The following is a 25,570-nucleotide window of genomic DNA, read 5'->3' as shown; positions in this document are numbered from 1 at the left end:
CCCGAACGACCGCAACCGAAAAGTTGCAAAAAAATGACTGACTGCTGCATTCCCCAGCAAAACCCCGCCTTATACCCTTTTATGCACATAGTTATCCACAATCATGCACGGATCCGGACGCGATCCCACGAATTGAGCGGGAAGATCAACTATACTAGCGGCAAATACTCTCCTCTGTGCAGGCCGCTTCATGACCACACAACGCCTCACCCGTGACTGGCGTCTCCCTACCGCTGGGTTGATGCTGCTGGCAATTCTCTTTGCCGGTTTTACCCTGCATACGCACTGGAACGCCTTTATCCAGTGGTGTCTTGCCACGCAAATTACCCTGCACCGTTATCTGGTGATGTACCTGCTGCAGCTGAATAACCACCAGTACAGCGGTGGGTTATGGCTGTTAACGGGGGCTTTCCTTTATGGTGTCCTTCACGCCATCGGACCCGGGCACGGAAAATTCATTGTGACGACCTATCTGACCACCAATAAGGAAAGCGAGCTGGCCGCCCGGGTCGTCCCCTTCCTGGGTAGCCTGATGCAGGGCGTCAGCGCCATTCTGTTTGTCTTTATTCTGGCGGTAGGGTTCAACCTCGCTTCAGGGGATATCAGTACCAGCCGCTGGTACGTGGAGAAGATCAGCGCAGTGCTTATTGGCGCATTCGGCGCATTTGTCATTTACCAGGCGCTGAGGAGTCTGCGCCCGCGCAGGATGTCTGTCTCTGCCATTAAGCCGCTTCATCAGCACGACGAACACTGTGGCTGCGGCCATCACGGCGTAGGCACAGACCTGACGCAGGGCGACTGGAAAACCCGTCTGGGCGTGATTCTGGCAATTGGGGCACGTCCGTGCAGCGGGGCGATCATGATTCTGATGTTCTCGAACGCGCTGGGTATTGTTACCTGGGGAGTGGCCGCAGTCATGACCATGTCTTTGGGAACCGCGCTCTCTATTGTGGGGCTTTCCCTGGCTGTACGGTACGCCCGCGAACGTACGGTGACCTGGTTCGGAGAAAGCGCCTCATTAAGCTGGCTGGTGCCGGCAGTCAAAATAGCCGGAGGGATAGTCCTGATCCTGTTCGCGACGGTGCTGTTCCTGACGGTGATCCCCATCAGTGCCAATGGCGACTACATCGCCGCCGGATGCTAATAAAAGAAAACCCGCCGTTGGCGGGTTTCTTTATTACTCGTTGATGCGTGGATGCTGATCCACCAGTCGGGAGCGTTTTTTCTGCAGCTCTTCAATCTCGGCGTCAATATCCTCAATCTTCTGCTCTACATTATCGTAGTGCTCACGCAGGATCTCTTTCGCCTCCTGAATATCCGATGCCGCAGGCGTGGCGCCTTTCAGAGGACGATTCGCCGTCTCCTTCATGGTAATACCGGTAATCAAACCAATCACCGCGATCACCATCAGGTAATAAGCCGGCATCATCAGGTTCTGCGTGCTCTCCACCAGCGAGGCGGCAAGCGTCGGGGTCAGACCGGCAATCAGTACCGAGATGTTAAAGGCCGCGGCCAGCGCGCTGTAGCGAATGTGGGTCGGGAACATCGCGGGCAGCGTTGAGGCCATCACCCCGATAAAGCAGTTAAGGATCACCGCCAGCATCAGCAGACCGGCAAAAATCAGCCCCAGCACATCGCTGTTAATCAGAATAAATGCCGGGATTGCCAGCGCAAACAGCGCAACGCTTCCCAGAATAATGAACGGTCGACGGCCAAAACGGTCACTCAACAGGCCCATAATCGGCTGCACAAACAGCATACCGACCATGATGGCGATAATAATCAGCACACCGTGATCTTCCGAGTAGTGCAGGTTATGCGACAGATAGCTCGGCATGTAGGTCAGCAGCATGTAGTAGGTCACGTTGGTCGAAATCACCAGACCAATACAGGTCAGCAGGCTGCGCCAGTGCTTAGTGGCAATCTCTTTGAACGATACCTTCGGACCATCCTGCAGCCCTTCACGGTCACCCTGTTCCAGCTTATCGACGTGCTGCTGGAACGCAGGCGTCTCTTCAAGCGCATGACGCAGGTAGAGACCAATGATCCCCAGCGGCAGTGCCAGGAAGAACGGGATACGCCAGCCCCAGTCGAGGAAGTTCGCTTCCCCCACTACGGTTGAAATCAGCACCACCACGCCCGCGCCCAGAACGAACCCGGCAATGGAGCCGAAGTCCAGCCAGCTTCCCATAAAGCCGCGCTTACGGTCGGGGGAATACTCGGCAACAAAGATCGAGGCGCCGGTATATTCACCGCCCACGGAGAAGCCCTGCGCCATCTTACAGATCAGCAGCAGAATCGGTGCCCAAATGCCGATGGTGGCGTAAGAAGGGATAAGACCGATACAGAATGTACTGATCGACATAATGACGATGGTGATAGCCAGGATCTTCTGACGACCATATTTATCACCGAGCATACCGAAGAACAGACCACCCAGCGGGCGAATCAGGAAGGGGACGGAGAACGTACCCAGTGCGGCAATCATCTGCAGGCTGGGATCGGCCCGGGGAAAAACACTTTACCTAACGCATAGGCCACAAAGCCGTAGACACCAAAATCGAACCATTCCATCGCATTACCGAGCGAGGCTGCGGTAATCGCTTTACGCAGTTTTGCGTCATCAATAATGGTGACGTCGCGAAGCGTGATGGGTTTAATCTTTTTCCTTCTCAGCATAGCTATCCTCGTTGACTCGGCCCTGTCTGTTTCACAGTCCAGTTTACGTTCTGTGAACCATGGGATCCGCTCCATGCGAATCGCCTTATTCAAGCGTAGCAGGTTTACTTACATTGACGTTTTACGTCGATACAACCGAACCTGTTGACGCCTGCCTGGGCAGTTAATGACCTTTGTACCCTACCAGCGTTTATATTTGTGATCAACTTCACACATATTTCAGCGTCAGGTCAACTCGTTCCCGGATTTGTCAATGAGTGCAAATAAGCACTTTCTCATCCCCGCCTTTAGAGCCCCTTCACACACATCATGAGTTCTTTCTCAACAAAAAAACAAACCACGTTTTCTCACATCCAATTTACATAAATTTTCATCATCAGGAAGCCATCGATGTTTTTACATTGAATATGTGACAAAGATAACTAAAACGATGTTTTATTTTCATTGAATCAATATTCCATTGATCGCATGATAAATCCGAATACAACGTTTCATGTGTTTTCCAATGAGGTCAATCGAGAGCACTCATTTATTTTCCTTGCAGGGTTATCGAGAAATGCCCCTCAAGCACAAACGCCAATCAATTGAATTTATTGACTAAATTTTAGCACCGATCGCCCGTCAGGCGGGGTCAGATGTGAGGATTGTCTATGAAGATTAAAGCCACGATAGAACGCATACCCGGCGGTATGATGCTGGTTCCGCTGGTACTGGGCGCCATCCTGAATACCCTTGCCCCTGATACTGGGGCTTATTTTGGCGGTTTCACAAAAGGCATGATAACGGGCACGGTTCCGATTCTTGCCGTCTGGTTTTTTTGTATCGGTGCATCCATTAATTTACGGGCGACGGGTACCGTATTACGGAAATCCGGTACGCTGGTAATAACCAAAATAGCGGTAGCCTGGGCAGTAGCGATGATATGCGCGATGTTCATCCCGGAGACTGGAATTCAGACCGGGTTCTTCGCGGGATTATCGGTCCTGGCGATTGTCTCAGCGATGGATATGACTAACGGCGGATTGTACGCCAGCCTGATGAATCAGTACGGGACAAAAGAAGAGTCCGGCGCATTTGTGTTGATGTCTCTGGAGTCTGGCCCGCTGATGACGATGCTGATCCTGGGGTCTGCTGGCCTGGCCTCTTTTGAACCCCACCACTTTGTCGGCGCGATCCTGCCCTTCCTGATCGGCTTTGCCCTTGGCAATCTCGATCACGATCTGCGTGATTTCTTCAGCAAAGCCACGCCGGTGCTGATCCCGTTCTTCGGCTTCGCGCTGGGGAACACCATCAATCTGAAGGTTATCCTTGATACCGGCCTGCTGGGTATTGTGCTGGGTGTCGCCGTAATTATCATTACCGGTATCCCGCTAATCATTGCCGACCGCGCGATCGGCGGAGGAAACGGCACAGCGGGCGTCGCCGCCTCTTCAGCCGCAGGCGCTGCCGTCGCCAACCCGGTGATTATTGCCCAGATTAACCCGGCCTTCGAACCGGTGGCCGCTTCCGCGACGGCGCTGGTTGCGGCCAGCGTGATTGTCACCGCGATTCTGGTGCCGATCGTCACGGCGCTGTATGCGAAACGCTACGGGAATATGCAAGAGACCCAGCCTGAACCGAAACCAATTGAAATGAATCATTAACGCGCCGCACCAAACCATTCCCTCTCCCCCCAGGGAGAGGATCAAGGTGAGGGGAAGAAGGGATTCACCCAAAAATCTCTTCCACCATCCCGTCCACCAGCCGTTTTGCCGAACAGAGCCTCGGCATTCCCAGCGCGACGGTCTGCCAGTTTTGCGTCACTGACCAGCTCACCGGATGCTTATCCGCCTGACACCAGTCCCCCAGCCAGCCCAGCATGTCTTTATGATCGATCAATCCCGGCGAAGCCGGCGTTGTCAGCCACTGGTGATAAAAATGGCGGGTCGTGGGGGAGGCATTGATGCCCTGCGCCAGATAGTTAGCCGCCATGCTGCGCAGGTTATCCTTAAGCATTGCCGCCACATCTTCGTTTGCGAGACGGCATGCGTCGCCAAATGCCCCCCAGCGCAGCTCCTCCAGGACGATAAAACAGCGCCCGGCCAGCGACCAGCCATCATAATGCCCGGCCCGCCAGCGGGTAAAAATTTGCTCGCTGTGCTCACCCGCCTGCACCGTCAGGCCGCGCTGGGTCAGCGCCTTTTCCTTATAGGCTGCGCGTTGGGTAAAATGAGACACGAGATCGGCGTACTGCTGTGTCAGTCCGGGGGACTGCAGGGTGCGCGGGTGAGTCTGCTGACGCAGCGCTATCAGCTTCTCTGCCATCAGCGTCAGCGCGAGATGACCCGGATCAAGCATGCTGGCCAGTTTTTCCGCCAGCCCCAGGCGCAGCCCCGCATTTTCATTGAGCATCCCCGCCATCGCCCAGGGGCGTAGCCGGGTATGCGTCATGATTTCCTGCGTCAAACGCTCACGAAACTGCAGCTGCTGTGGTCCCAGGCGAGGATGACGCGCTGCGTCTCCCCCCTGCACCAGATCGACCATAAATTTTGGATTAATACACTCCAGCGTTCGCCCGGGGCCGTCCAGTAGTGGTGTTGTCATGGTTGCTCTGCCGCGAATAGGGTTTGAATATCATCGCGTAACAGTCGGGTATCTTCCTGTATCCACGTCGCAGTAGTGATGCTTTGCTTCAACAACTGGCAGAGCGCTCGGGTTGAGTGCTCATTTTGCTGACGCACTGCGAGGCTATCACGCAAGCTTTCCTGTAACCCGGTCAGGCACAACGAAAATTCTGCAAAGAACGTCGCCATTCCTGCCGTAACAGAGACATCGACCTGCGCGGACAAAGCTTTACGTATTTGTTCACAAAACTGATCAATATGTTGCTTAAATTTGTCATGTAGCTGCGCAATGTCGATAACATACCGCGTGCGCGTTTCCACATACTCGTCCCAGCCCCAGCCCGGATTATTGAGCCAACGAGAGACCGTTTCACGCATGCTGCTCCCGCCGGAGGGAGGGACGGTCTGGCTGTCGTCCTGCGCAATCGCATCGTTGAACAGCGCCCGCGTATTGAAGTTAAGCTGGCTTGCCTGAAACGCCGGGAAGCTGATCCGCGCCCGAAAACCCGCATGGCTCAGATGCTCTTTAATACGCGTTTCGATGGGTCGCATGGCTTCGTTCAGGGAGCGTGCCAGCGTGGACTCCAGCTGATCGAAGCGTAACGCCAGCTCCCGGCCGATCTTCGTCTGGGCATCCAGCATCACCTGCTCGCAGGAGGCGCGTAATTTACTCAGCGCAATCTGCGCCTGCCCTTCATCGTCCAGAACCAGCTGCTTCAGCACCTCACCGCGAAGGTTCTGCCGGTCGGTGCCTGGCAAATCAAGAATCGGGTGCGTGCTGAACACCAGGTCAATCTCATGGTGTAGCGCGGTTTTTTGGGACCCGATAAAGTCCGCGGTAGCGCTCAGCGCTTCCTCAACCTCGTGTTTCACCTCATCGCTCACCACGCACTGACGCGTCTGCAAAAGCGCCATGTCCTCTTCCAGACGTGCGATATTCAACTCCAGCGCCTCAAAGGCCACCGTCAGCCCCTGATAGCGGAAATCGAGATACTCGCGGGCATTTTGCGCGTAGTTGAGCAGCTTATGCGAGGCTGAACGCAGCGCGTATAGCGAGGCATTGGCATAGGCTGCGTAAATCAGTTTGCGTATCGGTTGCTCGAAGAGCGAATCTTCCCAGAGCAAATCGGCAGAATGTCGGATATGGTCGATATCGTCCAGGTCCGCCGTACGCCAGCGACGTCCGAGTGCCGCTTCGGCAAAATCCTGCACCCAGGGTTGCTCCTGATGATCCGGCAGTTGCCCGTGCGTACTCAACTCGTAGCGCGCGCGGTTCGCCAGATACGCCCACATGGACGAAACGGGATAAATCTGCCCAGGCGAAATATTGCCTTTCATTAAGGTGCCGGAGATCATCGCCCGGATTTGTTCTTCATCGTCGCTATTGCGATCTTTCTGATCGAATTTATTCACCAGCGCATACAGCGGCACCGATTTTCCCGCCGCGGAAATGGCCTGGCGGACTTCTTCATCAGAGATGGATTTAAGCTGGGTATAATCCATCACGGCCAGCACCGCCGATGCGCGAGAGAGTTGCTCGCTGAGCATTTTTTGCAGATGCGGCTGTCCGGCCTCGTTCGGCCCGGGTGTGTCGAGCAGCGTCAACTGCCCGAGGTGGGCATCCAGGCCCGCAAGATGCACGAACTCCACTTCAATGACCGGGATATGTTCGATAGCCGCATATTCCGAGAACGGAAACGCCACGCCCAGCGCCTGGGAAAGTCTCACCAGGTCATTGAGGCTTTTCAGACAATGAAATATCGGCTGCGCCCCCAGATGATGCTTCTCAAACGCTTCCCCTTTTTCAATGCGCTCCAGCAGCGTATTCATGTCTTTATCAATTTCCAGACGCTGGGCCAGCTTCCCGCGATCGTAATCGCATAACTGTTTCTGAAGCAGTTGGATCAATTCATCAATCGGGGAGGCATGAGAGAAATGCAGCACCGGCTCCTTCTGACCCGGCGTGTGGCGGATCAGCGTCGGCAGCGCCGTCATCGGACGATTGCGGTTCGGCAGCACTTCGGTACCCACAATCGCATTAATGGTGGTCGATTTCCCCGCTTTCATGGTGCCCACAATGGCCAGGACCATTTCCAGCCGGGTTATTTTCCGTAATTCATTATTCAGCATCGCCTGCTGCGCGTCGACGCCGCGCGCGCTAAAATGCAAAGGTAAAACGTTGTTCGTTTCGCCAGTAATAGCAGCCGCAGTGCTCTCCAGCATTGCAGTCGGCATTGATTTCAACGTATCAAGATTTTGCAGGGCAAGCTGTAACAAACGCTCCGCTTCCTGGCTTAATTCAAAAATGGTCTGTGTGTGCATGATAAAAGCCTTTCCTTAACGCAAATTTATTACTTTTATTAAGCCACTTGTTTTAATTATGTCGTTCAGGCTTATATGATCACGTGTGGAAAACATGTTCGCCGAAATATAACTGATTGAAGATAATCAGAAATAATTCACTATCCTTGCATGGCGTGTATAGCTTCTCTCCTGGCCCGTTAGCCAAAAGAAAAAAGCGTAGCCCATTTTTAAGAAACTTCAGGATATATCATCATTATTTATCCACCTAAAAAGAGAGGTAATGCGCCACTGCCATAAGATATGTAGGGCAGTGAAGTCCGGCGATAAATAACAATGTGTCGCTTCACCTTATCCGAAATGGCAGAGCGTAGCAATTTGCTGCAATAAAATATTCGATATATTTATCGTCATTTCTTCCCACCGTGTTAATGGGCATAAGCATCGCTTAACTGACTGACAGAACGTGTCACTCCCGATACGCTTTTTGCCTTTTTTAATTCACAATATCACCGACAACGGTGTGGATTTGCGCTATACTTGCCGCCTTTTTCGGCACCCTGCCGTCATTTTGCTGGCACTTTCCAGCGCGTTTACACTTTTGAGGATACCGATATGTCACTTCCACACTGCCCAAAATGCAATTCTGAATACACCTATGAAGATAATGGCATGTTCATCTGCCCGGAATGCGCTCATGAATGGAATGATGCCGAGCCGGCTCAGGATGCTGATGCGCTCATCGTGAAAGATGCGAACGGCAATCTGCTGGCGGACGGTGACAGCGTTACCGTCGTTAAGGACCTGAAGGTGAAAGGCAGTTCTTCCATGCTGAAAATCGGCACCAAAGTGAAGAATATCCGTCTGGTTGAAGGCGATCATAATATCGACTGCAAAATTGACGGCTTCGGTCCGATGAAACTGAAATCTGAGTTCGTGAAAAAGAACTGATTTACCCGCCCGGTGGCGCTTCGCTTGCCGGGCTTTCGGGAACTACACTTAATGGGCTTTTCTTACGTGAGGTAAAGATTATGCCGTTAAGTCCCTACATCTCTTTCGCCGGCAACTGCGCTGAGGCCACCGCCTTCTACCAGCACGCCGTCGGCGCAGAGCTTCTCTATAAAATTACCTTCGGCGAAATGCCAAAAAGCGATAACAGCGATGAAGGCTGTCCGTCCGGTATGCAATTTCCGGATTCGGCTATCGCCCACTCCAACGTCCGCATTGCGGGCAGCGATATCATGATGAGCGACGGGATGCCGCCCGGCAGTAACACGCAGTACGCGGGCTTTACGCTGGTGCTCGACACCCAGGACGTCAATGAAGGCAAGCGCTGGTTCGACAACCTTGCCGATGGCGGGAATATCGAAATGGCCTGGCAGGAGACCTTCTGGGCGCACGGTTTCGGTAAAGTCACCGACAAATACGGCGTGCCGTGGATGATTAACGTCGTCAAGCAACAAACGTCGTAGGCAGGACACGCGCAGCGCATCCGCCCATAGCGCCGGTGGCGCTGCGCTGACCGGACCTACGGTGATTGTCATCAAACTCCGCTCAACTCTTCAAACTCCCGCAACCTGCACTTAACCCAAATGTCACATTGATGCGCCAGCATGAGGCCACATTTATCGTGAGGCCCAGCACATGCAAACTGTCATCCGCGTCGAGAAACTGAGCAAGACCTTCAATCACAACAAGGCTCTGCATGCCGTTGATCTGACCGTCCGGCAGGGCGACATGGTGGCGCTTCTCGGGCCTTCCGGCTCGGGTAAATCCACCCTTCTGCGCCATTTGAGCGGGCTTATCACCGGCGATAAAACGCCGGAAAGCCACGTCGAGCTGCTGGGTAATACCGTGCAGCGCGCGGGGCGTCTGGCGAGCGATATCCGCAAGAGCCGTGCCCAGACGGGCTACATCTTCCAGCAGTTCAACCTGGTAAACCGCCTGACGGTGCTGGAGAACGTGCTGATTGGCGCGCTCGGCAGCACCCCGTTCTGGCGCACCTGTTTGCGCTGGTTCACCCCTTCCCAGAAGCAAGAAGCCTTACAGGCGCTGACTCGCGTCGGCATGGCGCACTTCGCCCACCAGCGCGTCTCCACCCTGTCCGGTGGACAACAACAGCGCGTGGCGATTGCGCGCGCGCTGATGCAAAAAGCGCAAATCATTCTCGCTGACGAACCCATTGCCTCGCTGGACCCGGAGTCCGCCCGCATCGTGATGGAAACCCTGCGCGACATTAACCAGAACGACGGCATTACCGTGGTGGTCACGCTGCATCAGGTGGATTACGCCCTGCGCTATTGCGAACGCATCGTCGCCCTGCGTCAGGGACACGTGTTCTTTGATGGCGCGAGCCATCAGTTTGATAACGAACGTTTTGACCATCTCTACCGCAGCATTAACCGCGTCGAAGAGAACGCGCAGGCTGCTTAATTAAACCCGATCCGAGGAAAGTACATGAGCTACAAAGCCGTTGCCGCGCTGGCCTTTACCAGCATGTTCAGCCTCAGCACCCTGTTAAGCCCGGCGTATGCACAAGAGCAGGAAAAAGCGCTGAATTTCGGCATTATTTCGACGGAATCACAGCAAAACCTGAAACCTCAGTGGGAACCGTTCCTGAAAGATATGGAAACCAAACTGGGGATCAAAGTGAACGCCTTCTTCGCCCCGGACTATGCAGGCATCATCCAGGGGATGCGCTTTAACAAAGTGGACATCGCCTGGTACGGCAACTTCTCCGCCATGGAAGCGGTGGACCGCGCGAACGGCCAGGTCTTTGCCCAGACCGTCGCGGCAGATGGCTCCCCGGGCTACTGGAGCGTGCTGATCGTCAACAAAGACAGCCCGATCAACAACCTCAATGACATGCTCGCCAAACGCAAAGAGCTGACCTTCGGCAACGGCGATCCGAACTCTACCTCCGGCTACCTGGTCCCTGGCTACTACGTCTTCGCCAAAAACAACGCCTCTGCCAGCGACTTCAAACGCACGGTAAACGCCAGCCATGAAACCAACGCTCTGGCCGTGGCCAACAAGCAGGTGGATGTTGCCACCAACAACACCGAGAACCTCGACAAGCTGAAGACCTCCGCACCGGACAAGCTGAAAGAGATCAAGGTTATCTGGAAATCCCCGCTGATCCCCGGCGACCCGATCGTGTGGCGTAAAAACCTGTCCGAAAGCACCAAGGACAAGGTGTACGACTTCTTTATGACCTATGGCAAAACGCCGGAAGAGAAAGCGGTCCTCGAACGTCTGGGCTGGGCGCCGTTCCGCCCGTCAAGCGACCTGCAGCTGGTCCCGATTCGCCAGCTGGCGCTGTTTAAAGAGATGCAGGGCGTGAAGGACAACAAAGGCCTGAAGGACGAGGAGAAGACCAGCAAAGTGGCCGCGATTCAGGCCCAGCTTGAAGACCTCGACCGCCTGACCGCCGCGCTCGGCGCGATGACCAGCGTGAATAAAGCGGTGCAGTAACGCTTTTCGCCCGGTGGCGCTGCGCTTACCGGGCCTACATTTTGGATCGTAGGCCGGATAAGCGTAGCGCCATCCGGCACACAAAGCCCCACGGAGCCAAACATGCAAACCATCACCCTCCCACCGCCAAAGCGCAGCTGGTTCTCGCTCATAAGCTGGGCCATCCTGCTGGCGGTGCTGGTTATCTCCTGGAAGGGCGCGGAAATGGATCCGCTGCTGCTCTTCAAAGACGCGGGCAACATGGCGACCTTCGCCGCCGACTTCTTCCCGCCGGACTTCAGCCAGTGGCAGGACTACCTCAGCGAAATGGCGGTCACCCTGCAAATCGCCGTCTGGGGCACCGCGCTGGCCGTTATTCTCTCTGTTCCGTTTGGCCTGATGAGCGCCGAAAACATCGTGCCGTGGTGGGTATACCAGCCCATGCGCCGCCTGATGGACGCCTGTCGAGCAATCAACGAAATGGTCTTTGCGATGCTGTTCGTGGTCGCCGTCGGCCTGGGTCCGTTTGCGGGCGTCATGGCGCTGTTCATCCACACCACCGGCGTGCTCTCCAAGCTGCTCTCCGAGGCGGTCGAAGCCATTGAGCCCGGTCCGGTGGAAGGCATTCGCGCGACCGGCGCCAACAAAATCGAAGAGATCCTCTACGGCGTTCTGCCACAGGTGATGCCGCTGCTGATCTCCTACTCCCTGTACCGCTTTGAGTCCAACGTCCGCTCCGCGACCGTCGTCGGCATGGTCGGCGCAGGCGGGATTGGCGTCACCCTGTGGGAAGCGATTCGCGGTTTCCAGTTCCAGCAAACCTGCGCCCTGATGGTGCTCATCATCGTCACCGTCAGCCTGCTGGATTTCCTCTCTCAACGTTTGCGTAAGCACTTCATCTGAGAAGCGAGGCTTTGTTTTCTATGCACTTATCCAGACATCCGACCAGTTACCCTACCCGCTGGCAAGAGATTGCGGCGAAGCTCGAAGTGGAGCTGCGCACGCACTACCGCTGCGGAGACTACCTTCCTGCCGAGCAGCAGCTTGCCGACCGCTATGAAGTGAACAGACACACCCTGCGCCGCGCCATTGACCAGCTGGTCGAGCGCGGCTGGGTCCAGCGCCGCCAGGGCGTGGGCGTGCTGGTGCTGATGCGCCCGTTCGACTACCCGCTTAACGCCCAGGCGCGCTTTAGCCAGAACCTGCTGGATCAGGGCAGCCACCCGACCAGCGAAAAGCTGCTCTCTGTCTTACGCCCGGCCTCCAGCCACGTGGCGGACGCGCTGGGTATTCAGGAGGGCGACAACGTCATCCACCTTCGCACCCTGCGCCGGGTCAACGGCGTCGCGGTGTGCCAGATAGACCACTACTTCGCGGATCTCACCCTCTGGCCAGTGCTGCAGAATTTCTCCAGCGGTTCGCTACATGATTTTCTCCAGAATGCGACAGGCATTGCGCTGAAACGCACCCAGACGCGTATCAGCGCCCGCCGCGCGCAGGCGAAAGAGAGCAAAGTGCTCGAAATCCCCAATATGGCCCCGCTGCTCTGCGTGCGCACCCTCAACCACCGTGACGGCGAGATCGACGCGACGGAATATTCCGTCAGCCTGACCCGCGCCGACATGATCGAATTCACCATGGAGCACTGAATGCACTTCGACACCGCCACCCGACAGCGCTGGATGCGCGTGCTGGCCCACAGCCAGCCTGCTGCGCTGTCTGCCCGCATGAACGCCCTTAGCCTGGCTCCCGGGTACGACATCCTCCGCGCGCCGGAGATCGGCCTTGTGCAGATCCAGGCGCGCATGGGCGGCACCGGCGAGCGCTTTTTCGCCGGGGATGCCACCCTCACCCGCGCAGCGATCCGCCTGCACAGCGGCACGCTGGGCTACAGCTACGTGCTGGGGCGTGATAAAGCCCACGCCGAGCGCTGCGCGGTCATCGACGCGCTTTTACAGGAACCACCGCATTTCCAGACGCTGATGGAAACCCTTATTTCCCCGCTGGAGGCCGACCGCGCCGCACGTCTTGCCGCGCGTCAGGCCGAAGTGAATACCAGCCGGGTCGACTTCTTTACGCTCGTTCGCGGAGACAACGCATGACGCTTCAACCTGCTTTTACCCTGGCCGTCCAGGATGCCCAACACAGTTTTCGTCGCCTGCTGAAGGCCATGAGCGAGCCGGGAGTTATTGTCTCGCTGCACCAGCTCTCCCAGGGCTGGCTGCCGCTAAATCTGGCCACCACCAGCGTACTGCTGACCCTGGCCGACAACGATACCCCGGTATGGCTTTCGGGCGCCCTGTCGAACGATATCGCCAGCCAGAACCTGCGTTTTCACACCGGCGCTCCGCTGGTCGATCAGCCCCGGCAGGCGATCTTTGCCGTGGCCGACGAACAAATCAGCCATGAACAGCTGAATGCCCTGAGCGAAGGCACCGCCGTCGCCCCGGAAACCAGCGCCACGCTGATTTTGCAGGTCGCCAGCCTGAGCGGCGGCCGCATGCTGCGCCTGACCGGCGCAGGCATCGCCGAAGAACGCATGGTCGCGCCGCAGCTGCCGGAGTGCATCATTCACGAGCTGACCGAGCGCCCGCACCCGTTCCCGCTGGGCATTGACCTGATCCTGACCTGCGGCGAGCGCCTGCTGGCCATCCCGCGGACCACCCACGTGGAGGTGTGCTGATGTACGTTGCCGTCAAAGGGGGTGAGAAGGCCATCGCCGCCGCCCATGCGCTGCAGGCGCACAGACGACGGGGCGATGAACAGCTCCCCGAGCTGAGCGTCGCCCAGATTGAGCAGCAGCTTAATCTCGCCGTAGACCGGGTAATGACCGAAGGCGGCATCGCCGACCGCGAGCTGGCGGCGCTGGCCCTGAAGCAGGCCAGCGGTGATAACGTGGAAGCGATCTTCCTGCTGCGCGCCTACCGCACCACGCTGGCGAAACTGGCGGTCAGCGAGCCGGTGAACACGGCGGAGATGCGCCTGGAGCGCCGCATTTCTGCCGTTTATAAAGACATCCCCGGCGGCCAGCTGCTTGGCCCTACCTGTGACTACACCCATCGCCTGCTGGATTTTACCCTGCTGGCGAACGGCGAGGCGCCACGACTCAGTACCTCTGACGCCGAACAGGAACCGTCTCCGCACGTCTTCAGCCTGCTGGCGAAACAGGGTTTGGCGAAAACGGAAGCGGATTCCGGCGCGCAGCCGGATGACATCACCCGCACGCCGCCGGTTTACCCGTGCTCGCGTTCGTCCCGCCTGCAGCAGCTGATGCGCGGCGACGAAGGCTATCTGCTGGCGCTGGCCTACTCCACCCAGCGCGGCTACGGGCGTAACCATCCGTTTGCCGCCGAAATTCGCAGCGGCTACATCGACGTTGAAATCGTGCCGGAAGAGCTGGGGTTTGCGGTGAACGTCGGCGAACTGCTGATGACCGAATGCGAAATGGTGAACGGTTTTGTTGCCCCCGAAAATGAAGACCCGCACTTTACCCGCGGCTACGGGCTGGTGTTTGGCCTTGGCGAGCGCAAGGCGATGGCCATGGCGCTGGTCGACCGCGCCCTGCAGGCGCCGGACTACGGCGAACACATCGCGGGCCCGGCACAGGACGAAGAGTTCGTCCTGGCCCACGCGGATAACGTCGAGGCCGCGGGCTTCGTCTCGCACCTCAAGCTGCCGCACTACGTCGATTTCCAGGCCGAACTGGAACTGCTGAAACGCCTGCAACGGGAGCGCAAACATGGCTAACTTAAGCGGCTACAACTTTGCCTATCTGGATGAGCAAACCAAACGCATGATCCGGCGCGCCATCTTAAAAGCGGTGGCGATTCCTGGCTATCAGGTGCCGTTCGGCGGCCGCGAAATGCCGATGCCCTACGGCTGGGGTACCGGCGGTATCCAGCTCACCGCCAGCGTGATCGGCGAGGCGGACGTGCTGAAGGTCATCGACCAGGGCGCGGACGACACCACCAACGCCGTGTCGATCCGCAACTTCTTCCAGCGGGTAACGGGCGTCGCGACCACGGAAAAAACCGAAGACGCGACGCTGATCCAGACCCGCCACCGCATCCCCGAAACCCCGCTGACGGAAGATCAGATTTTGATTTTCCAGGTGCCGATCCCGGAGCCGCTGCGCTTTATCGAGCCGCGCGAAACCGAAACCCGCACCATGCACGCCCTGGAAGAGTACGGGGTCATGCAGGTGAAGCTGTATGAGGATATCGCCCGCTTCGGCCATATCGCCACTACCTACGCCTACCCGGTGAAGGTCAACGGGCGCTACGTCATGGACCCGTCGCCGATCCCGAAATTTGACAACCCGAAGATGGACATGATGCCCGCCCTGCAGCTGTTCGGTGCCGGACGTGAAAAACGCATCTACGCCGTCCCGCCCTACACGCGTGTCGAAAGCCTGGATTTCGACGATCACCCGTTTACGGTGCAGGAGTGGGACGAGCCGTGCGCCATCTGCGGATCCAAACACAGCTATCTGGATGAAGTGGTGCTGGATGACACGGGCAAACGAATGTTTGTCTGCTCCGACACCGATTTTTGCCGCCAACAGAGCGAGGCGAACGGCCAATGAAACCGCTGCTTTCGGTTAACAACCTGACCCACCTGTATGCGCCGGGCAAAGGCTTTAGCGACGTGTCGTTCGAGCTGTGGCCGGGCGAAGTGCTGGGGATTGTCGGCGAGTCCGGCTCAGGCAAAACCACCCTGCTGAAGTCCATCTCCGCGCGCCTGACGCCGCAGAACGGCGACATTTTGTATGAGGGCGCCTCGCTCTACGGCATGAGCGAGGCCGAGCGCCGCCGCCTGCTGCGCACCGAGTGGGGCGTGGTGCACCAGCACCCGATGGACGGCCTGCGCCGTCAGGTCTCGGCGGGGGGAAATATAGGCGAACGCCTGATGGCCACCGGCGCGCGCCACTACGGCAACATCCGCGCTACGGCGCAACACTGGCTGGAAGAAGTGGAAATCCCCGCGTCGCGCATCGACGACCTGCCCACCACCTTCTCCGGCGGTATGCAGCAGCGCCTGCAGATCGCCCGCAACCTGGTCACGCACCCGAAGCTGGTGTTTATGGATGAACCCACCGGCGGGCTGGACGTCTCGGTGCAGGCGCGCCTGCTCGACCTGCTGCGCGGCCTGGTGGTAGAGCTGAACCTGGCAGTGGTGATTGTCACCCACGATCTGGGCGTTGCGCGCCTGCTGGCGGACCGCCTGCTGGTGATGAAGCAGGGTCGGGTGGTGGAAAGTGGGTTAACCGACCGTGTGCTCGACGATCCCCACCATCCCTACACCCAGCTGCTGGTGTCGTCCGTGTTGCAGAACTGAGGGTGCTGCTGCCGGGTGGCGCTGCGCTTACCCGGCCTACGAATAGCGCACCTTGTAGGCCGGGTAAGGCGTAGCCGCCACCCGGCAACACGAACACCGCACCTTGTAGGCCGGGTAAGGCGAAGCCGCCACCCGGCAAAACAAATCACGAGGCCAACATGATCCACGTACAAAACGTAAGTAAAACCTTTGTGCTCCACCAGCAAAACGGCGTGCGTCTGCCGGTTCTGCAAAATGCCTCTCTGGAGGTTAATCGCGGCGAATGCGTGGTGCTGCACGGCCACTCCGGCAGCGGAAAATCGACCCTGCTGCGCTCCCTCTACGCCAACTATTTGCCCGACGAAGGCCATATTCATATTCGCCACGGCGATGAATGGGTCGACCTGGTACAGGCTCCCGCGCGGAAGGTGCTGGAGGTGCGCCGCACCACGATCGGCTGGGTGAGCCAGTTTCTGCGGGTGATCCCGCGGATCTCCGCCCTCGACGTGGTGATGCAGCCCCTGCTGGATCTCGGCGTGCCGCGCGAATCCTGCGCCGCCAAAGCCGCCAGCCTGCTGACGCGCCTCAATGTGCCCGAGCGCCTCTGGCACCTTGCCCCGTCGACCTTTTCCGGCGGCGAGCAGCAGCGCGTCAATATCGCCCGCGGCTTTATCGTCGACTACCCGATTTTACTTCTGGATGAACCCACCGCCTCGCTCGACAGCAAAAACAGCGCCGCCGTGGTGGAACTGATCGAACAGGCCAAAGCGCGCGGGGCGGCGATCGTCGGGATCTTCCACGACGAGAGCGTTCGCACCCGCGTCGCGGACAGGCTGCACCCAATGGGGACTCCCGCATGATTATCAATAACGTCAAGCTGGTACTGGACAATGAGGTGGTTGGCGGCTCGATTGAGATCCAGGACGGAACAATCCGCGCGTTTGCCGAAACCCAGAGCCGCTCACCCGAAGCGATGGACGGCGACGGCGGCTGGCTGCTGCCGGGGCTGATCGAACTGCATACCGATAATCTGGACAAGTTCTTCACGCCACGGCCGAAGGTGGACTGGCCCGCGCATTCAGCGATGAGCAGCCACGACGCGCTGATGGTCGCCAGCGGCATCACCACCGTACTGGACGCGGTGGCCATCGGTGACGTGCGCGACGGCGGCGACCGTCTGGAGAACCTGGAGAAGATGATCAACGCCGTGGAGGAGACGCAAAAACGCGGCCTCAACCGCGCCGAGCACCGCCTGCACCTGCGCTGCGAGCTGCCGCACCACACCACCCTGCCGCTGTTTGAAAAGCTGGTAGGCCGCGAGCCGGTCTCGCTGGTCTCCCTGATGGACCACTCGCCGGGGCAGCGTCAGTTCGCCAACATTGAAAAGTATCGCGAATACTATCAGGGCAAATATTCTCTCAGCGATGCGGAGATGGCCCGTTACGAAGAAGAGCAGTTGGCGCTTGCGGCACAGTGGTCGCAGCCTAACCGTCTCAGGATCGCGGCGATGTGCCGGGACCGGAATATCGCGCTGGCCAGCCATGACGACGCCACACACGATCACGTGGTCGAATCCCACCAGCTTGGCAGCGTGATCGCTGAATTTCCCACCACGTTCGAGGCGGCTGAAGCCTCTCGCAAGCACGGGATGAACGTGCTGATGGGCGCACCGAACATCGTGCGCGGCGGCTCACACTCCGGCAACGTCGCGGCAAGCAAGCTCGCTTCCCTCGGCCTGCTGGATATCCTCTCGTCCGACTATTACCCCGCCAGCCTGCTCGACGCGGCGTTCCGGGTGGCCGACGACGAGGGCAACCGCTTTACGCTACCACAGGCGATTCGCCTGGTGACGAAAAACCCGGCTTCGGCGCTTAACCTGCAGGATCGCGGCGAGATAGCCGAAGGCAAGCGGGCGGATATGGTGCTGGCCCACCGCAGGGGCGAGCACATCCATATCGACCACGTCTGGCGTCAGGGAAAGAGGGTGTTCTGATGGGAAGACTTATCTGGTTAATGGGGCCGTCCGGCTCCGGTAAGGACAGCCTGCTGTCCGCCTTACGGCAGCAGGAGCATCCGCAACTGCTGGTGGCGCACCGGTACATTACCCGGTCGGCGAATGCGGGGAGTGAAAACCATATCGCCCTGAGCGAGCAGGAGTTTTTCACCCGTGCCGGGCAAAATCTGCTGGCGCTGAGCTGGCACGCCAACGGTTATTACTACGGGATCGGCATCGAGACCGATCTGTGGCTGCATGCGGGGTTCGACGTGCTGGTCAACGGTTCACGGGCGCATCTTTCGCAAGCGCGCGCCCGCTATGGAGCGGCCCTGCTGCCGGTCTGCCTGCAGGTTTCACCGGACGTCCTGCGCAGCCGGTTGCAGAGCCGGGGTCGTGAATCTGCCCGTGAGATCGACCAGCGGCTGGAGCGTGCGGCCCGCTATACCCCGTCCGACTGCCACGTCCTCAATAACGACGGAAGTTTGCTACAGTCAGTCGAGACCTTTTTATCGCTTATCCGTCAGAAGGAGAAACAGCATGCCTGACTGCACGCTTCGTCCCGCCACCGCCGACGATGCGCAAATCGTTTACGCGTTAATCTGCGAGTTAAAGCAGGCCGAGTTCGATCGCCAGGCGTTTCACGCGGGCTATCTTGCCAATCTGCAGGATCGCAATATGCGCTATCAGCTTGCCGAACTGGACGGGCAGGTCATCGGCATGATCGGCCTGCACCTGCAGTTTCATCTCCATCACGCGCGCTGGATCGGCGAGATCCAGGAGCTGGTGGTGATGCCGCAGGCGCGCGGATTAAAGGTGGGCAGCCAGCTGCTGGCCTGGGCGGAAGGGGTAGCACGTGAGGCCGGCGCGGAGCTGACCGAACTCTCCACCAGCGTGAAGCGCGTGGACGCCCATCGTTTTTACGTTCGTGAAGGATATACGCAGAGCCATTTCCGATTCACCAAACCGCTTTAGAGGTACGTTATGAGTCTGACAATCACGTTAACAGGAACCGGAAGCGCGCAACTCGTGCCGGTCTTTGGCTGCGACTGCGCGGCGTGTCGCCGGGCGCGCCTGCAGGATAACTATCGCCGTCGTCCCTGTAGCGCGGTGGTCAAATTCAACGATGCGGTGACCCTGCTGGATGCCGGTATTCCGCACCTGATGGACGACTGGGCCGCAGGCAGCTTTCAGCAATTTTTGCTCACCCATTACCATATGGATCACGTCCAGGGACTCTTCCCTCTGCGTTGGGGCGTGGGCGCGACGATCCCCGTTTACGGTCCGCCGGACGAAGCAGGATGCGACGACCTGTTTAAACATCCGGGGATTCTGGATTTCAGCCACACGGTCGACCCCTTTGTCATGTTTGAGCTTCAGGGTATGCGGGTCACGCCGCTGCCGCTCAACCATTCGAAACTGACCTTCGGGTATTTGCTGGAATCGGCCCACAGCCGCGTGGCCTGGCTTTCCGACACCGCCGGGCTGCCGGAAAAAACGGTGAAGTTCCTGCTCAACAATCAACCGCAGGTGATGATTATCGACTGCAGCCATGCACCGCGCGACGAAACGCCGCAAAACCATTGCGACTTAAATACCGTGATGGCGCTAAACGAGGTGATTGGCTGTCTGCAGGTGATCCTGACGCACATCAGCCATCAGTTTGACGTGTGGATGATGGATAACCCACTGCCCGACGGCATTGAAGCGGGGTATGACGGGATGGTGTTGGTACTGGACTGAGTTTTGCCGGGTGGCGGCTGCGCCTTACCCGGCCTACGGTCCAGGTTTTTGCAGGCCTGCGTCAGCGAAGCGCCACCAGGCTTTAGCCTCGATCGTAATCGTCTTCTAACCTGCGCTCATCCTCTTCTAACCGACGCCTGTCGTCATCCAGCTGGCGCTGGCGCTCGTCTAAACGGCGGCGTCTGTCTTCGAGCTGCCGACGACGATCGTCGTACTGTCGACTGTCGATTTGACGGCTGCGGTCATAACGATCGTCGTCGTCATTGCTGCGGCTGCTGCTGGGGTTGTAGGCATCGTTGATCGCCTGCTGAATGTTGCCAATAGCATCATCAACAATGTCGGCATGAGCCAGTTGGCTGGTGAGAGACAGCAGACCAAATAACAGAGCAGTTGAGTAACGTTTCATAAGGCCAGACTCGCAGGTGAACTGGCCTTACGATAATGAACAGCAGGAAACGGGAGTAGCGGAGGAATCTCAAATTACCATGACCTTCCGCAGAGCCTGCGCCAGCTGCGCCCGCGTAAACGGCTTACGCAATAACGGAACGTCCGGCAGCTGAGGATTATGCGAGGGCCGTAAATCCTGGCCGCTGATCAGCAGCACCGGAAGCTGCGGATAGTGACTGCGCACATGGTTAATCACCTCGGCCCCGCTCAGGCTTCCGGGCAACATCAGGTCGCTGATAAACATGCCAATATCCGGCGACGCAGCCAGCATGCTCAGCGCCTGCTCGCCGTTGTCCGCTTCGAGCGTCAGATAGCCAAGCTGGTGCAACTGCTCGCACAGGGTCTGACGGACATCCGCTTCATCCTCCAGCACCAGCACCAGGCGCTCGCTCTCGACGGAGGCGGTGGCTGACAGCGCTTCATCATCTACAGCGGCGGGCTGCGTCGAGCGCGGGAGGTGAAGCCGCACGGTCGTTCCCTGTCCCGGCGCGCTTTCAATCTCCACGCGACCACCGGACTGGCGCACAAAGCCGTACACCATCGACAGGCCTAACCCGCTCCCGCTCCCGGTCTGTTTGGTGGTGAAGAACGGTTCAAAGACCCGGGATTTGACCTCCTGCGACATGCCGCTTCCGCGGTCAATGACTTCCAGCGCCACCATATCCTGCCTGCGTCCGTCGCTGCGGGTAACGCGCTGATTCCAGGTGCGAATTTTAATCACCCCGCTTTGCCCTTCCATCGCATCGCGCGCGTTCATCACCAGATTAATGATGGCGTTCTCCAGCTGGCTGACGTCGATCCATGCGGGCCATGCCGGGGATTGCGCTTCAATTTCCAGGGTCAGGGTGGCGGGCAAGGAGTGACGCAGCAGTTCCCGGAGGTTCTCCAGCAGCGGCTGCATCTCTACCGCATGCGGCGTCAGGGATTGCTTGCGGGAAAACGCCAGCAGGCGCTGGGTCAGTATGGCGCCACGCTCGGCCGCCTTCAGCGCCCGGGTAATGCGCGGCGCGTCGTTTGATTCGGGGTCGGTGAGCTCAAGACTGCCGATGATCACCGCCAGCAGGTTATTAAAATCATGCGCCAGCCCGCCCGTCAGTTGCCCAACGGCCTTCATTTTCTGGCTGTGCAGCAGCGCCTCTTCCAGCCCCTGACGCTCAATGCGGTCGATCTCCATCTGCGTGGTTTTTTCTTTCAGCAGGCGCGTGGTGTGCTCAAGCGAGGCGGTATTGCGGGCAAAAACGTTAAACGCGCGCGCCAGTTCACCCAGCTCATCGCGCCGTTGCAGCGCGGGGACGGACACATCCTGTTCACCGTGAGCAAGACGCGACATCGCCCGGGAAATGGCCGTCAGGTTGGAGGCCAGATTGCGGTAGATATACCAGCAGGCACACCCGGTGATGATCAGCGCCAGCACGGCGAAAATGGTGATAAATACGCTGATGGATTGCAGTTCGTGATGGCTCTGGGCGGTGCGAAGCCGGGAGGCCTGCGCCACCTGCTCAACGTACTGATTGATGTCGCTGTTGAGGATCGCCACCAGCGCCTTGATGTGGAACATATACCAGCTTATCGCCAGATCGCTCTCCTCCAGCTGCTTCGACAGCGGGGCGAGCTGACCTAGCTCGGCATTAAAATCAGGCAGAACCGTCTTTACGACCGGCTGTACGGCACGCCGGGGCAACGTTGCGGCCACCGCGTCCAGTTGCTGGATGGTCGCGCGCGGCGAAGGGGTATCAATGGCGGCGGCGATCAGCCGGTCCATCTCCATCAGCTGCTGCGCATCCGGTACGTTACTGTCATAACGGCGGTTGATGTCCTGCAGATGGCGCAGGTAGCTCTGGCTTTGATATAGCGAGCTCAGCAGCGCGTTACGCTCCAGATGGCGTCGCTGTCCGCGCTCCAGCATCTCCGTCACGCTCTGCTGTAGCTCATTGCTTCGTTGAATAATACGCGCCACCAGGGCTGGCTCCTGCTGCGCCAGCGGCGCCTCCGCAAGCTGCTCCAGCGAATGGCGCAGGGCCATTTGCGTCTGCTTGAGGCGCTCGGCTTCCCCTTTGTACTCGAGCGCCCCCACCACCTGCGAGAGCCGCACCGCCGCCGTCGCCACGTTGGCGGTATCGCGGGCCAGGTTCATGCTGCCGGTCATATCGTCCAGCGTTTGCTGCTGCACCTGCTCCTGGATTTGACTGGCGTGACGGAAGCCGAGTACCGCCACGCCGCTCACCATCAGCGTCACGGCGACCACCAGCAGATTGAAAATCAGCAGGCGACCGCGGGCGCTGGCGAAGAACGGGGGGCGGTGTGATGGCATGAAGTTGGGTTCCTGTGCGGTTTGATGTCCCCTCACCCTAACCCTCTCCCCAAAGGGGAGAGGGGATGATTTGCTCCCTCTCCCTTTCAGGGAGAGGGCTGGGGTGGGGTAAAAATATTCATAACTATGACAAATATGAACAGCTTCTGACATTTTGCATTTACGCACCTGTGATGAAGTGCAGAAATCGGCATTCACAGGAGATCCGCCATGAGCAGAACCCCGGTATTAGAGATGCGCAACATTGCCAAAACGTTTGGCAGTTTCCACGCGCTCAAGGGTGTGGATTTGACGGTTTTTCCCGGTGAGATCCACGCGCTGATGGGTGAAAACGGCGCGGGAAAAAGCACGCTGATGAAAATCCTCGCGGGGGCCTATACCGCCACTCACGGCGAGATCCTGATTGATGGTCAGCCGTTTCACATTAAAGGGCCGAAGGATGCGCTGGCTGCGGGCATCACCCTGATTTATCAGGAGATGCAGCTCGCGCCCAATCTGACCGTAGCCGAAAATATCTTCCTCGGCAGCGAGCTGTCGCGCGGCGGGATGGTGCAGCGCAAAGAGATGGCTGCCCAGGCGCAGGCGGTGATTGACCGCCTCGGCGCACAGTTCAGCGCCACCGATCTGGTGATGAAGCTCACCATCGCCGAACAGCAGCAGGTAGAAATTGCCCGCGCGCTGCACCGCAACAGCCGCATTCTGGTGATGGATGAACCCACCGCCGCCCTCTCCTCGCGGGAAACGCATCGCCTGTTTGAACTGATTTTGCGCCTGCGCGATGAAGGGATGGCGATCATCTATATCAGCCACCGCATGGCGGAAGTGTATGAACTCTCTGACCGCGTCAGCGTTCTGCGCGACGGGCAGTACGTCGGCAGCCTGACGCGCGACAAGCTCAACGCTTCCGAGCTGGTGCGCATGATGGTGGGACGACCGTTAAGCGACCTGTTCAACAAGGAGCGTGATATCCCCCTCGGCAGCCCGCGCCTCAACGTGCATCACCTCACCGACGGTAAAAAAGTACAACCCTGCAGCCTGCAGGTGCGTTCCGGCGAAATCGTCGGGCTGGCGGGGCTGGTCGGGGCCGGACGTTCCGAGCTGGCACAGCTTATCTTCGGCGTGCGCAAAGCCACGGGCGGCATGATTGAGGTCGACGGCGAGCCGGTGGTGATCCACTCCCCGCGTGCGGCCATCGAAAACGGCATCGGTTTTCTCACCGAGAACCGCAAGGAGCAGGGGCTGTTTCTGGAGCTGGCGGCGCAGGAGAATATCACCATGGCGACGCTGGAGCGCGACGCCACCTTCGGCATGTTAAACCGCAAAAAAGCGCAGGCCATCTCCGATGACGCCATCGCCCTGCTCAACATCCGCGTGCCCCATGCTCAGGTGCGCGCGGGCGGGCTGTCGGGCGGCAACCAGCAGAAGCTGCTCATCTCCCGCTGGGTCGCGATTGGCCCACGCATTCTGATTCTGGACGAACCCACGCGTGGCGTGGACGTCGGGGCGAAAAGCGAGATCTACCGCATCATGAACCAGATGGCGCGCAAAGGGGTGGCGATTTTAATGATCTCCAGCGAGCTGCCGGAAGTGGTGGGGATGAGCGACCGGGTGTACGTGATGCGCGAAGGCAGCATTGCGGGCGAGCTCCACGGGCGCGACATCTCTCAGGAAAACATTATGACGCTGGCAACCGGCGTGAACGACACTCATCATCAGGCGGTGTAACCATGACAACTCCAACCCATCCGCAGCAGGTGGCGAAATCCGCCTCCGCCAAAAAAATGCTGATGAGCGATCTGATGCAAACGGTCGGTATTTTGCCAATTCTTATCCTGATTGTGGCGGTATTTGGCTTTATTGCCCCGAACTTCTTTACCGAGAGCAACCTGCTCAACATTACTCGTCAGGCGTCGATCAACATCGTGCTGGCGGCGGGAATGACCTTCATTATCCTCACCGGCGGGATTGACCTCTCCGTGGGGTCGATTCTCGGCACCACGGCGGTGGCCGCGATGGTGGTATCGCTCATTCCCGAATTCGCCGGGCTGTCCATTCCCGCCGCGCTGATGCTCGGCATGGTGCTAGGCCTGTTTAACGGCGCGCTGGTGGCTTTTGCCGGGCTGCCGCCCTTTATCGTCACGCTCGGCACCTACACGGCGCTGCGCGGCGCGGCGTACCTGCTGGCCGACGGCACGACGGTCATTAACTCGAACATCAACTTCGAGTGGATCGGCAATAACTATCTCGGCCCAATTCCCTGGCTGGTGGTGATCGCCCTGGCGGTCATTGTGGTGTGCTGGTTCATCCTGCGCCGTACCACGCTTGGCGTTCATATCTACGCCGTGGGCGGCAACATGCAGGCGGCGCGCTTAACGGGGATTAAGGTCTGGCTGGTGCTGCTGTTTGTCTACGGCATGAGCGGCCTGCTCTCCGGCCTCGGCGGCGTCATGAGCGCCTCACGCCTGTACAGCGCTAACGGCAACCTCGGCACAGGCTACGAGTTGGATGCAATTGCGGCAGTGATCCTTGGCGGCACCAGCTTTGTCGGCGGGATCGGCACGATCACCGGCACGCTGGTCGGCGCATTGATCATCGCCACCCTCAACAACGGCATGACGCTGATGGGCGTCTCCTACTTCTGGCAGCTGGTGATCAAAGGGGCGGTGATCATCATTGCGGTGCTGATCGACAAATACCGTACCCGAAACCATCAAAGTGCATAAC

24 protein-coding genes and 1 pseudogene are annotated in these 25,570 nt (G+C 58.5%); 20 read left to right on the top strand and 5 right to left on the bottom strand.

The features are described 5' to 3' along the window. The first annotated feature begins 190 nt into the window (after positions 1-190). Complete coding sequence (locus ACMGGU_RS23305; RefSeq protein WP_262823648.1) at positions 191-1,144, top strand: nickel/cobalt transporter; 954 nt, start codon at positions 191-193, stop codon at positions 1,142-1,144. Positions 1,145-1,177: 33 nt separating this feature from the next. Here ACMGGU_RS23305 and proP read toward each other — a convergent pair. Then, a pseudogene (proP, locus tag ACMGGU_RS23300) lies at positions 1,178-2,679 on the bottom strand (glycine betaine/L-proline transporter ProP). A 650-nt stretch (positions 2,680-3,329) separates the two neighbouring features. Between proP and kdgT the strand changes: the two are divergent. Continuing rightward, positions 3,330-4,322, top strand: a complete 993-nt coding sequence (gene kdgT, locus ACMGGU_RS23295; protein ID WP_045909208.1) for a 2-keto-3-deoxygluconate transporter — start codon at positions 3,330-3,332, stop codon at positions 4,320-4,322. A 64-nt stretch (positions 4,323-4,386) separates the two neighbouring features. Here kdgT and ACMGGU_RS23290 read toward each other — a convergent pair whose 3' ends face one another. Next, positions 4,387-5,262: a diguanylate cyclase regulator RdcB family protein gene (locus ACMGGU_RS23290; protein ID WP_045909207.1), complete on the bottom strand. Its 876-nt coding sequence runs from the start codon at positions 5,260-5,262 to the stop codon at positions 4,387-4,389. Beyond that, positions 5,259-7,604 (bottom strand): clamp-binding protein CrfC, encoded by a 2,346-nt coding sequence (gene crfC / locus ACMGGU_RS23285; protein WP_063622844.1) that lies wholly within the window; start codon positions 7,602-7,604, stop codon positions 5,259-5,261. Before crfC ends, ACMGGU_RS23290 begins: the two co-directional genes overlap by 4 nt. A 594-nt stretch (positions 7,605-8,198) precedes the next feature. On the opposite strand from crfC, the gene ACMGGU_RS23280 reads away from it, so the two are divergent. From ACMGGU_RS23280 to phnP, 16 genes are all read left to right on the top strand, one after another. Beyond that, the gene (locus ACMGGU_RS23280) at positions 8,199-8,534 is read left to right on the top strand and encodes a zinc ribbon domain-containing protein YjdM (RefSeq protein ID WP_008500067.1); all 336 of its coding nucleotides are present in this window, start codon (positions 8,199-8,201) and stop codon (positions 8,532-8,534) included. Positions 8,535-8,614: 80 nt separating this feature from the next. Then, complete coding sequence (gene yjdN / locus ACMGGU_RS23275; RefSeq protein WP_252077969.1) at positions 8,615-9,055, top strand: VOC family metalloprotein YjdN; 441 nt, start codon at positions 8,615-8,617, stop codon at positions 9,053-9,055. Positions 9,056-9,227: 172 nt separating this feature from the next. Then, positions 9,228-10,016 (top strand): phosphonate ABC transporter ATP-binding protein, encoded by a 789-nt coding sequence (gene phnC / locus ACMGGU_RS23270; protein WP_023618659.1) that lies wholly within the window; start codon positions 9,228-9,230, stop codon positions 10,014-10,016. Positions 10,017-10,040: 24 nt separating this feature from the next. Further along, entirely contained in the window at positions 10,041-11,057 is a 1,017-nt protein-coding gene (phnD, locus tag ACMGGU_RS23265; protein ID WP_420300955.1) for a phosphonate ABC transporter substrate-binding protein, read from the top strand. Between the two features lie 102 nt (positions 11,058-11,159). Continuing rightward, complete coding sequence (gene phnE / locus ACMGGU_RS23260) at positions 11,160-11,939, top strand: phosphonate ABC transporter, permease protein PhnE (RefSeq protein WP_048226491.1); 780 nt, start codon at positions 11,160-11,162, stop codon at positions 11,937-11,939. A gap of 20 nt (positions 11,940-11,959) precedes the next feature. Continuing rightward, positions 11,960-12,685 (top strand): phosphonate metabolism transcriptional regulator PhnF, encoded by a 726-nt coding sequence (gene phnF, locus ACMGGU_RS23255; RefSeq protein WP_023326523.1) that lies wholly within the window; start codon positions 11,960-11,962, stop codon positions 12,683-12,685. Continuing rightward, a complete protein-coding gene (phnG, locus tag ACMGGU_RS23250) occupies positions 12,686-13,138 on the top strand; it encodes a phosphonate C-P lyase system protein PhnG (protein ID WP_045909201.1) in 453 nt (150 codons plus the stop codon). Beyond that, positions 13,135-13,719, top strand: a complete 585-nt coding sequence (gene phnH / locus ACMGGU_RS23245) for a phosphonate C-P lyase system protein PhnH (protein ID WP_262805839.1) — start codon at positions 13,135-13,137, stop codon at positions 13,717-13,719. The genes phnG and phnH overlap by 4 nt, the downstream gene beginning before the upstream one ends. Beyond that, complete coding sequence (locus ACMGGU_RS23240) at positions 13,719-14,783, top strand: carbon-phosphorus lyase complex subunit PhnI (RefSeq protein ID WP_262797285.1); 1,065 nt, start codon at positions 13,719-13,721, stop codon at positions 14,781-14,783. Before phnH ends, ACMGGU_RS23240 begins: the two co-directional genes overlap by 1 nt. Beyond that, on the top strand, positions 14,776-15,621 hold the full coding sequence (gene phnJ / locus ACMGGU_RS23235; RefSeq protein WP_229226663.1) for an alpha-D-ribose 1-methylphosphonate 5-phosphate C-P-lyase PhnJ: 846 nt from the start codon (positions 14,776-14,778) through the stop codon (positions 15,619-15,621). Before ACMGGU_RS23240 ends, phnJ begins: the two co-directional genes overlap by 8 nt. After that, a complete protein-coding gene (gene phnK / locus ACMGGU_RS23230) occupies positions 15,618-16,373 on the top strand; it encodes a phosphonate C-P lyase system protein PhnK (protein ID WP_196353092.1) in 756 nt (251 codons plus the stop codon). Before phnJ ends, phnK begins: the two co-directional genes overlap by 4 nt. A gap of 158 nt (positions 16,374-16,531) precedes the next feature. After that, positions 16,532-17,212: a phosphonate C-P lyase system protein PhnL gene (phnL, locus tag ACMGGU_RS23225; protein ID WP_252077966.1), complete on the top strand. Its 681-nt coding sequence runs from the start codon at positions 16,532-16,534 to the stop codon at positions 17,210-17,212. Then, positions 17,209-18,345 carry an alpha-D-ribose 1-methylphosphonate 5-triphosphate diphosphatase gene (gene phnM / locus ACMGGU_RS23220; protein ID WP_262797288.1) on the top strand — a complete coding sequence of 379 codons (1,137 nt, stop codon included), beginning with the start codon at positions 17,209-17,211 and terminating at the stop codon, positions 18,343-18,345. Before phnL ends, phnM begins: the two co-directional genes overlap by 4 nt. After that, positions 18,342-18,893 carry a ribose 1,5-bisphosphokinase gene (gene phnN / locus ACMGGU_RS23215; RefSeq protein WP_090393124.1) on the top strand — a complete coding sequence of 184 codons (552 nt, stop codon included), beginning with the start codon at positions 18,342-18,344 and terminating at the stop codon, positions 18,891-18,893. Before phnM ends, phnN begins: the two co-directional genes overlap by 4 nt. Beyond that, entirely contained in the window at positions 18,886-19,320 is a 435-nt protein-coding gene (phnO, locus tag ACMGGU_RS23210) for an aminoalkylphosphonate N-acetyltransferase (protein WP_045909193.1), read from the top strand. Before phnN ends, phnO begins: the two co-directional genes overlap by 8 nt. Positions 19,321-19,329: 9 nt before the next feature. Beyond that, complete coding sequence (gene phnP / locus ACMGGU_RS23205; RefSeq protein WP_420300954.1) at positions 19,330-20,088, top strand: phosphonate metabolism protein PhnP; 759 nt, start codon at positions 19,330-19,332, stop codon at positions 20,086-20,088. Positions 20,089-20,170: 82 nt separating this feature from the next. Here phnP and yjdP read toward each other — a convergent pair whose 3' ends face one another. Both yjdP and ACMGGU_RS23195 read right to left on the bottom strand, forming a co-directional pair. Continuing rightward, entirely contained in the window at positions 20,171-20,494 is a 324-nt protein-coding gene (gene yjdP / locus ACMGGU_RS23200) for a DDRRRQL repeat protein YjdP (RefSeq protein ID WP_033144428.1), read from the bottom strand. A gap of 69 nt (positions 20,495-20,563) precedes the next feature. Then, entirely contained in the window at positions 20,564-22,846 is a 2,283-nt protein-coding gene (locus ACMGGU_RS23195) for a hybrid sensor histidine kinase/response regulator (RefSeq protein ID WP_262797292.1), read from the bottom strand. Between the two features lie 210 nt (positions 22,847-23,056). Between ACMGGU_RS23195 and ACMGGU_RS23190 the strand changes: the two genes are divergently transcribed. Beyond that, on the top strand, positions 23,057-24,571 hold the full coding sequence (locus ACMGGU_RS23190) for a sugar ABC transporter ATP-binding protein (RefSeq protein ID WP_048030256.1): 1,515 nt from the start codon (positions 23,057-23,059) through the stop codon (positions 24,569-24,571). A 2-nt stretch (positions 24,572-24,573) separates the two neighbouring features. Next, positions 24,574-25,569 (top strand): ABC transporter permease subunit, encoded by a 996-nt coding sequence (locus ACMGGU_RS23185; RefSeq protein ID WP_420300953.1) that lies wholly within the window; start codon positions 24,574-24,576, stop codon positions 25,567-25,569. The last annotated feature ends 1 nt before the right edge of the window (position 25,570 follow it).

This window comes from Enterobacter sp. BNK-8 (assembly GCF_048685095.1).
Taxonomy (GTDB): domain Bacteria; phylum Pseudomonadota; class Gammaproteobacteria; order Enterobacterales; family Enterobacteriaceae; genus Enterobacter; species Enterobacter quasiroggenkampii.
Note: the sequence above shows the minus strand (reverse complement) of the source record. Positions and strands in the feature narration are given on the sequence as shown.

What these genes read in the sequence shown, in the direction of transcription:
- ACMGGU_RS23290 (WP_045909207.1), bottom strand. Translation starts at nt 5,262, where the DNA reads ATGACAACACCACTACTGGACGGCCCCGGGCGAACGCTGGAGTGTATT.
- phnF (WP_023326523.1), top strand. Translation starts at nt 11,960, where the DNA reads ATGCACTTATCCAGACATCCGACCAGTTACCCTACCCGCTGGCAAGAG.
- phnG (WP_045909201.1), top strand. Translation starts at nt 12,686, where the DNA reads ATGCACTTCGACACCGCCACCCGACAGCGCTGGATGCGCGTGCTGGCC.
- ACMGGU_RS23240 (WP_262797285.1), top strand. Translation starts at nt 13,719, where the DNA reads ATGTACGTTGCCGTCAAAGGGGGTGAGAAGGCCATCGCCGCCGCCCAT.
- ACMGGU_RS23280 (WP_008500067.1), top strand. Translation starts at nt 8,199, where the DNA reads ATGTCACTTCCACACTGCCCAAAATGCAATTCTGAATACACCTATGAA.
- phnM (WP_262797288.1), top strand. Translation starts at nt 17,209, where the DNA reads ATGATTATCAATAACGTCAAGCTGGTACTGGACAATGAGGTGGTTGGC.
- crfC (WP_063622844.1), bottom strand. Translation starts at nt 7,604, where the DNA reads ATGCACACACAGACCATTTTTGAATTAAGCCAGGAAGCGGAGCGTTTG.
- yjdN (WP_252077969.1), top strand. Translation starts at nt 8,615, where the DNA reads ATGCCGTTAAGTCCCTACATCTCTTTCGCCGGCAACTGCGCTGAGGCC.
- ACMGGU_RS23195 (WP_262797292.1), bottom strand. Translation starts at nt 22,846, where the DNA reads ATGCCATCACACCGCCCCCCGTTCTTCGCCAGCGCCCGCGGTCGCCTG.
- ACMGGU_RS23305 (WP_262823648.1), top strand. Translation starts at nt 191, where the DNA reads ATGACCACACAACGCCTCACCCGTGACTGGCGTCTCCCTACCGCTGGG.
- phnP (WP_420300954.1), top strand. Translation starts at nt 19,330, where the DNA reads ATGAGTCTGACAATCACGTTAACAGGAACCGGAAGCGCGCAACTCGTG.
- ACMGGU_RS23190 (WP_048030256.1), top strand. Translation starts at nt 23,057, where the DNA reads ATGAGCAGAACCCCGGTATTAGAGATGCGCAACATTGCCAAAACGTTT.
- phnC (WP_023618659.1), top strand. Translation starts at nt 9,228, where the DNA reads ATGCAAACTGTCATCCGCGTCGAGAAACTGAGCAAGACCTTCAATCAC.
- phnD (WP_420300955.1), top strand. Translation starts at nt 10,041, where the DNA reads ATGAGCTACAAAGCCGTTGCCGCGCTGGCCTTTACCAGCATGTTCAGC.
- kdgT (WP_045909208.1), top strand. Translation starts at nt 3,330, where the DNA reads ATGAAGATTAAAGCCACGATAGAACGCATACCCGGCGGTATGATGCTG.
- phnK (WP_196353092.1), top strand. Translation starts at nt 15,618, where the DNA reads ATGAAACCGCTGCTTTCGGTTAACAACCTGACCCACCTGTATGCGCCG.
- phnH (WP_262805839.1), top strand. Translation starts at nt 13,135, where the DNA reads ATGACGCTTCAACCTGCTTTTACCCTGGCCGTCCAGGATGCCCAACAC.
- phnE (WP_048226491.1), top strand. Translation starts at nt 11,160, where the DNA reads ATGCAAACCATCACCCTCCCACCGCCAAAGCGCAGCTGGTTCTCGCTC.
- yjdP (WP_033144428.1), bottom strand. Translation starts at nt 20,494, where the DNA reads ATGAAACGTTACTCAACTGCTCTGTTATTTGGTCTGCTGTCTCTCACC.
- ACMGGU_RS23185 (WP_420300953.1), top strand. Translation starts at nt 24,574, where the DNA reads ATGACAACTCCAACCCATCCGCAGCAGGTGGCGAAATCCGCCTCCGCC.
- phnO (WP_045909193.1), top strand. Translation starts at nt 18,886, where the DNA reads ATGCCTGACTGCACGCTTCGTCCCGCCACCGCCGACGATGCGCAAATC.
- phnL (WP_252077966.1), top strand. Translation starts at nt 16,532, where the DNA reads ATGATCCACGTACAAAACGTAAGTAAAACCTTTGTGCTCCACCAGCAA.
- phnJ (WP_229226663.1), top strand. Translation starts at nt 14,776, where the DNA reads ATGGCTAACTTAAGCGGCTACAACTTTGCCTATCTGGATGAGCAAACC.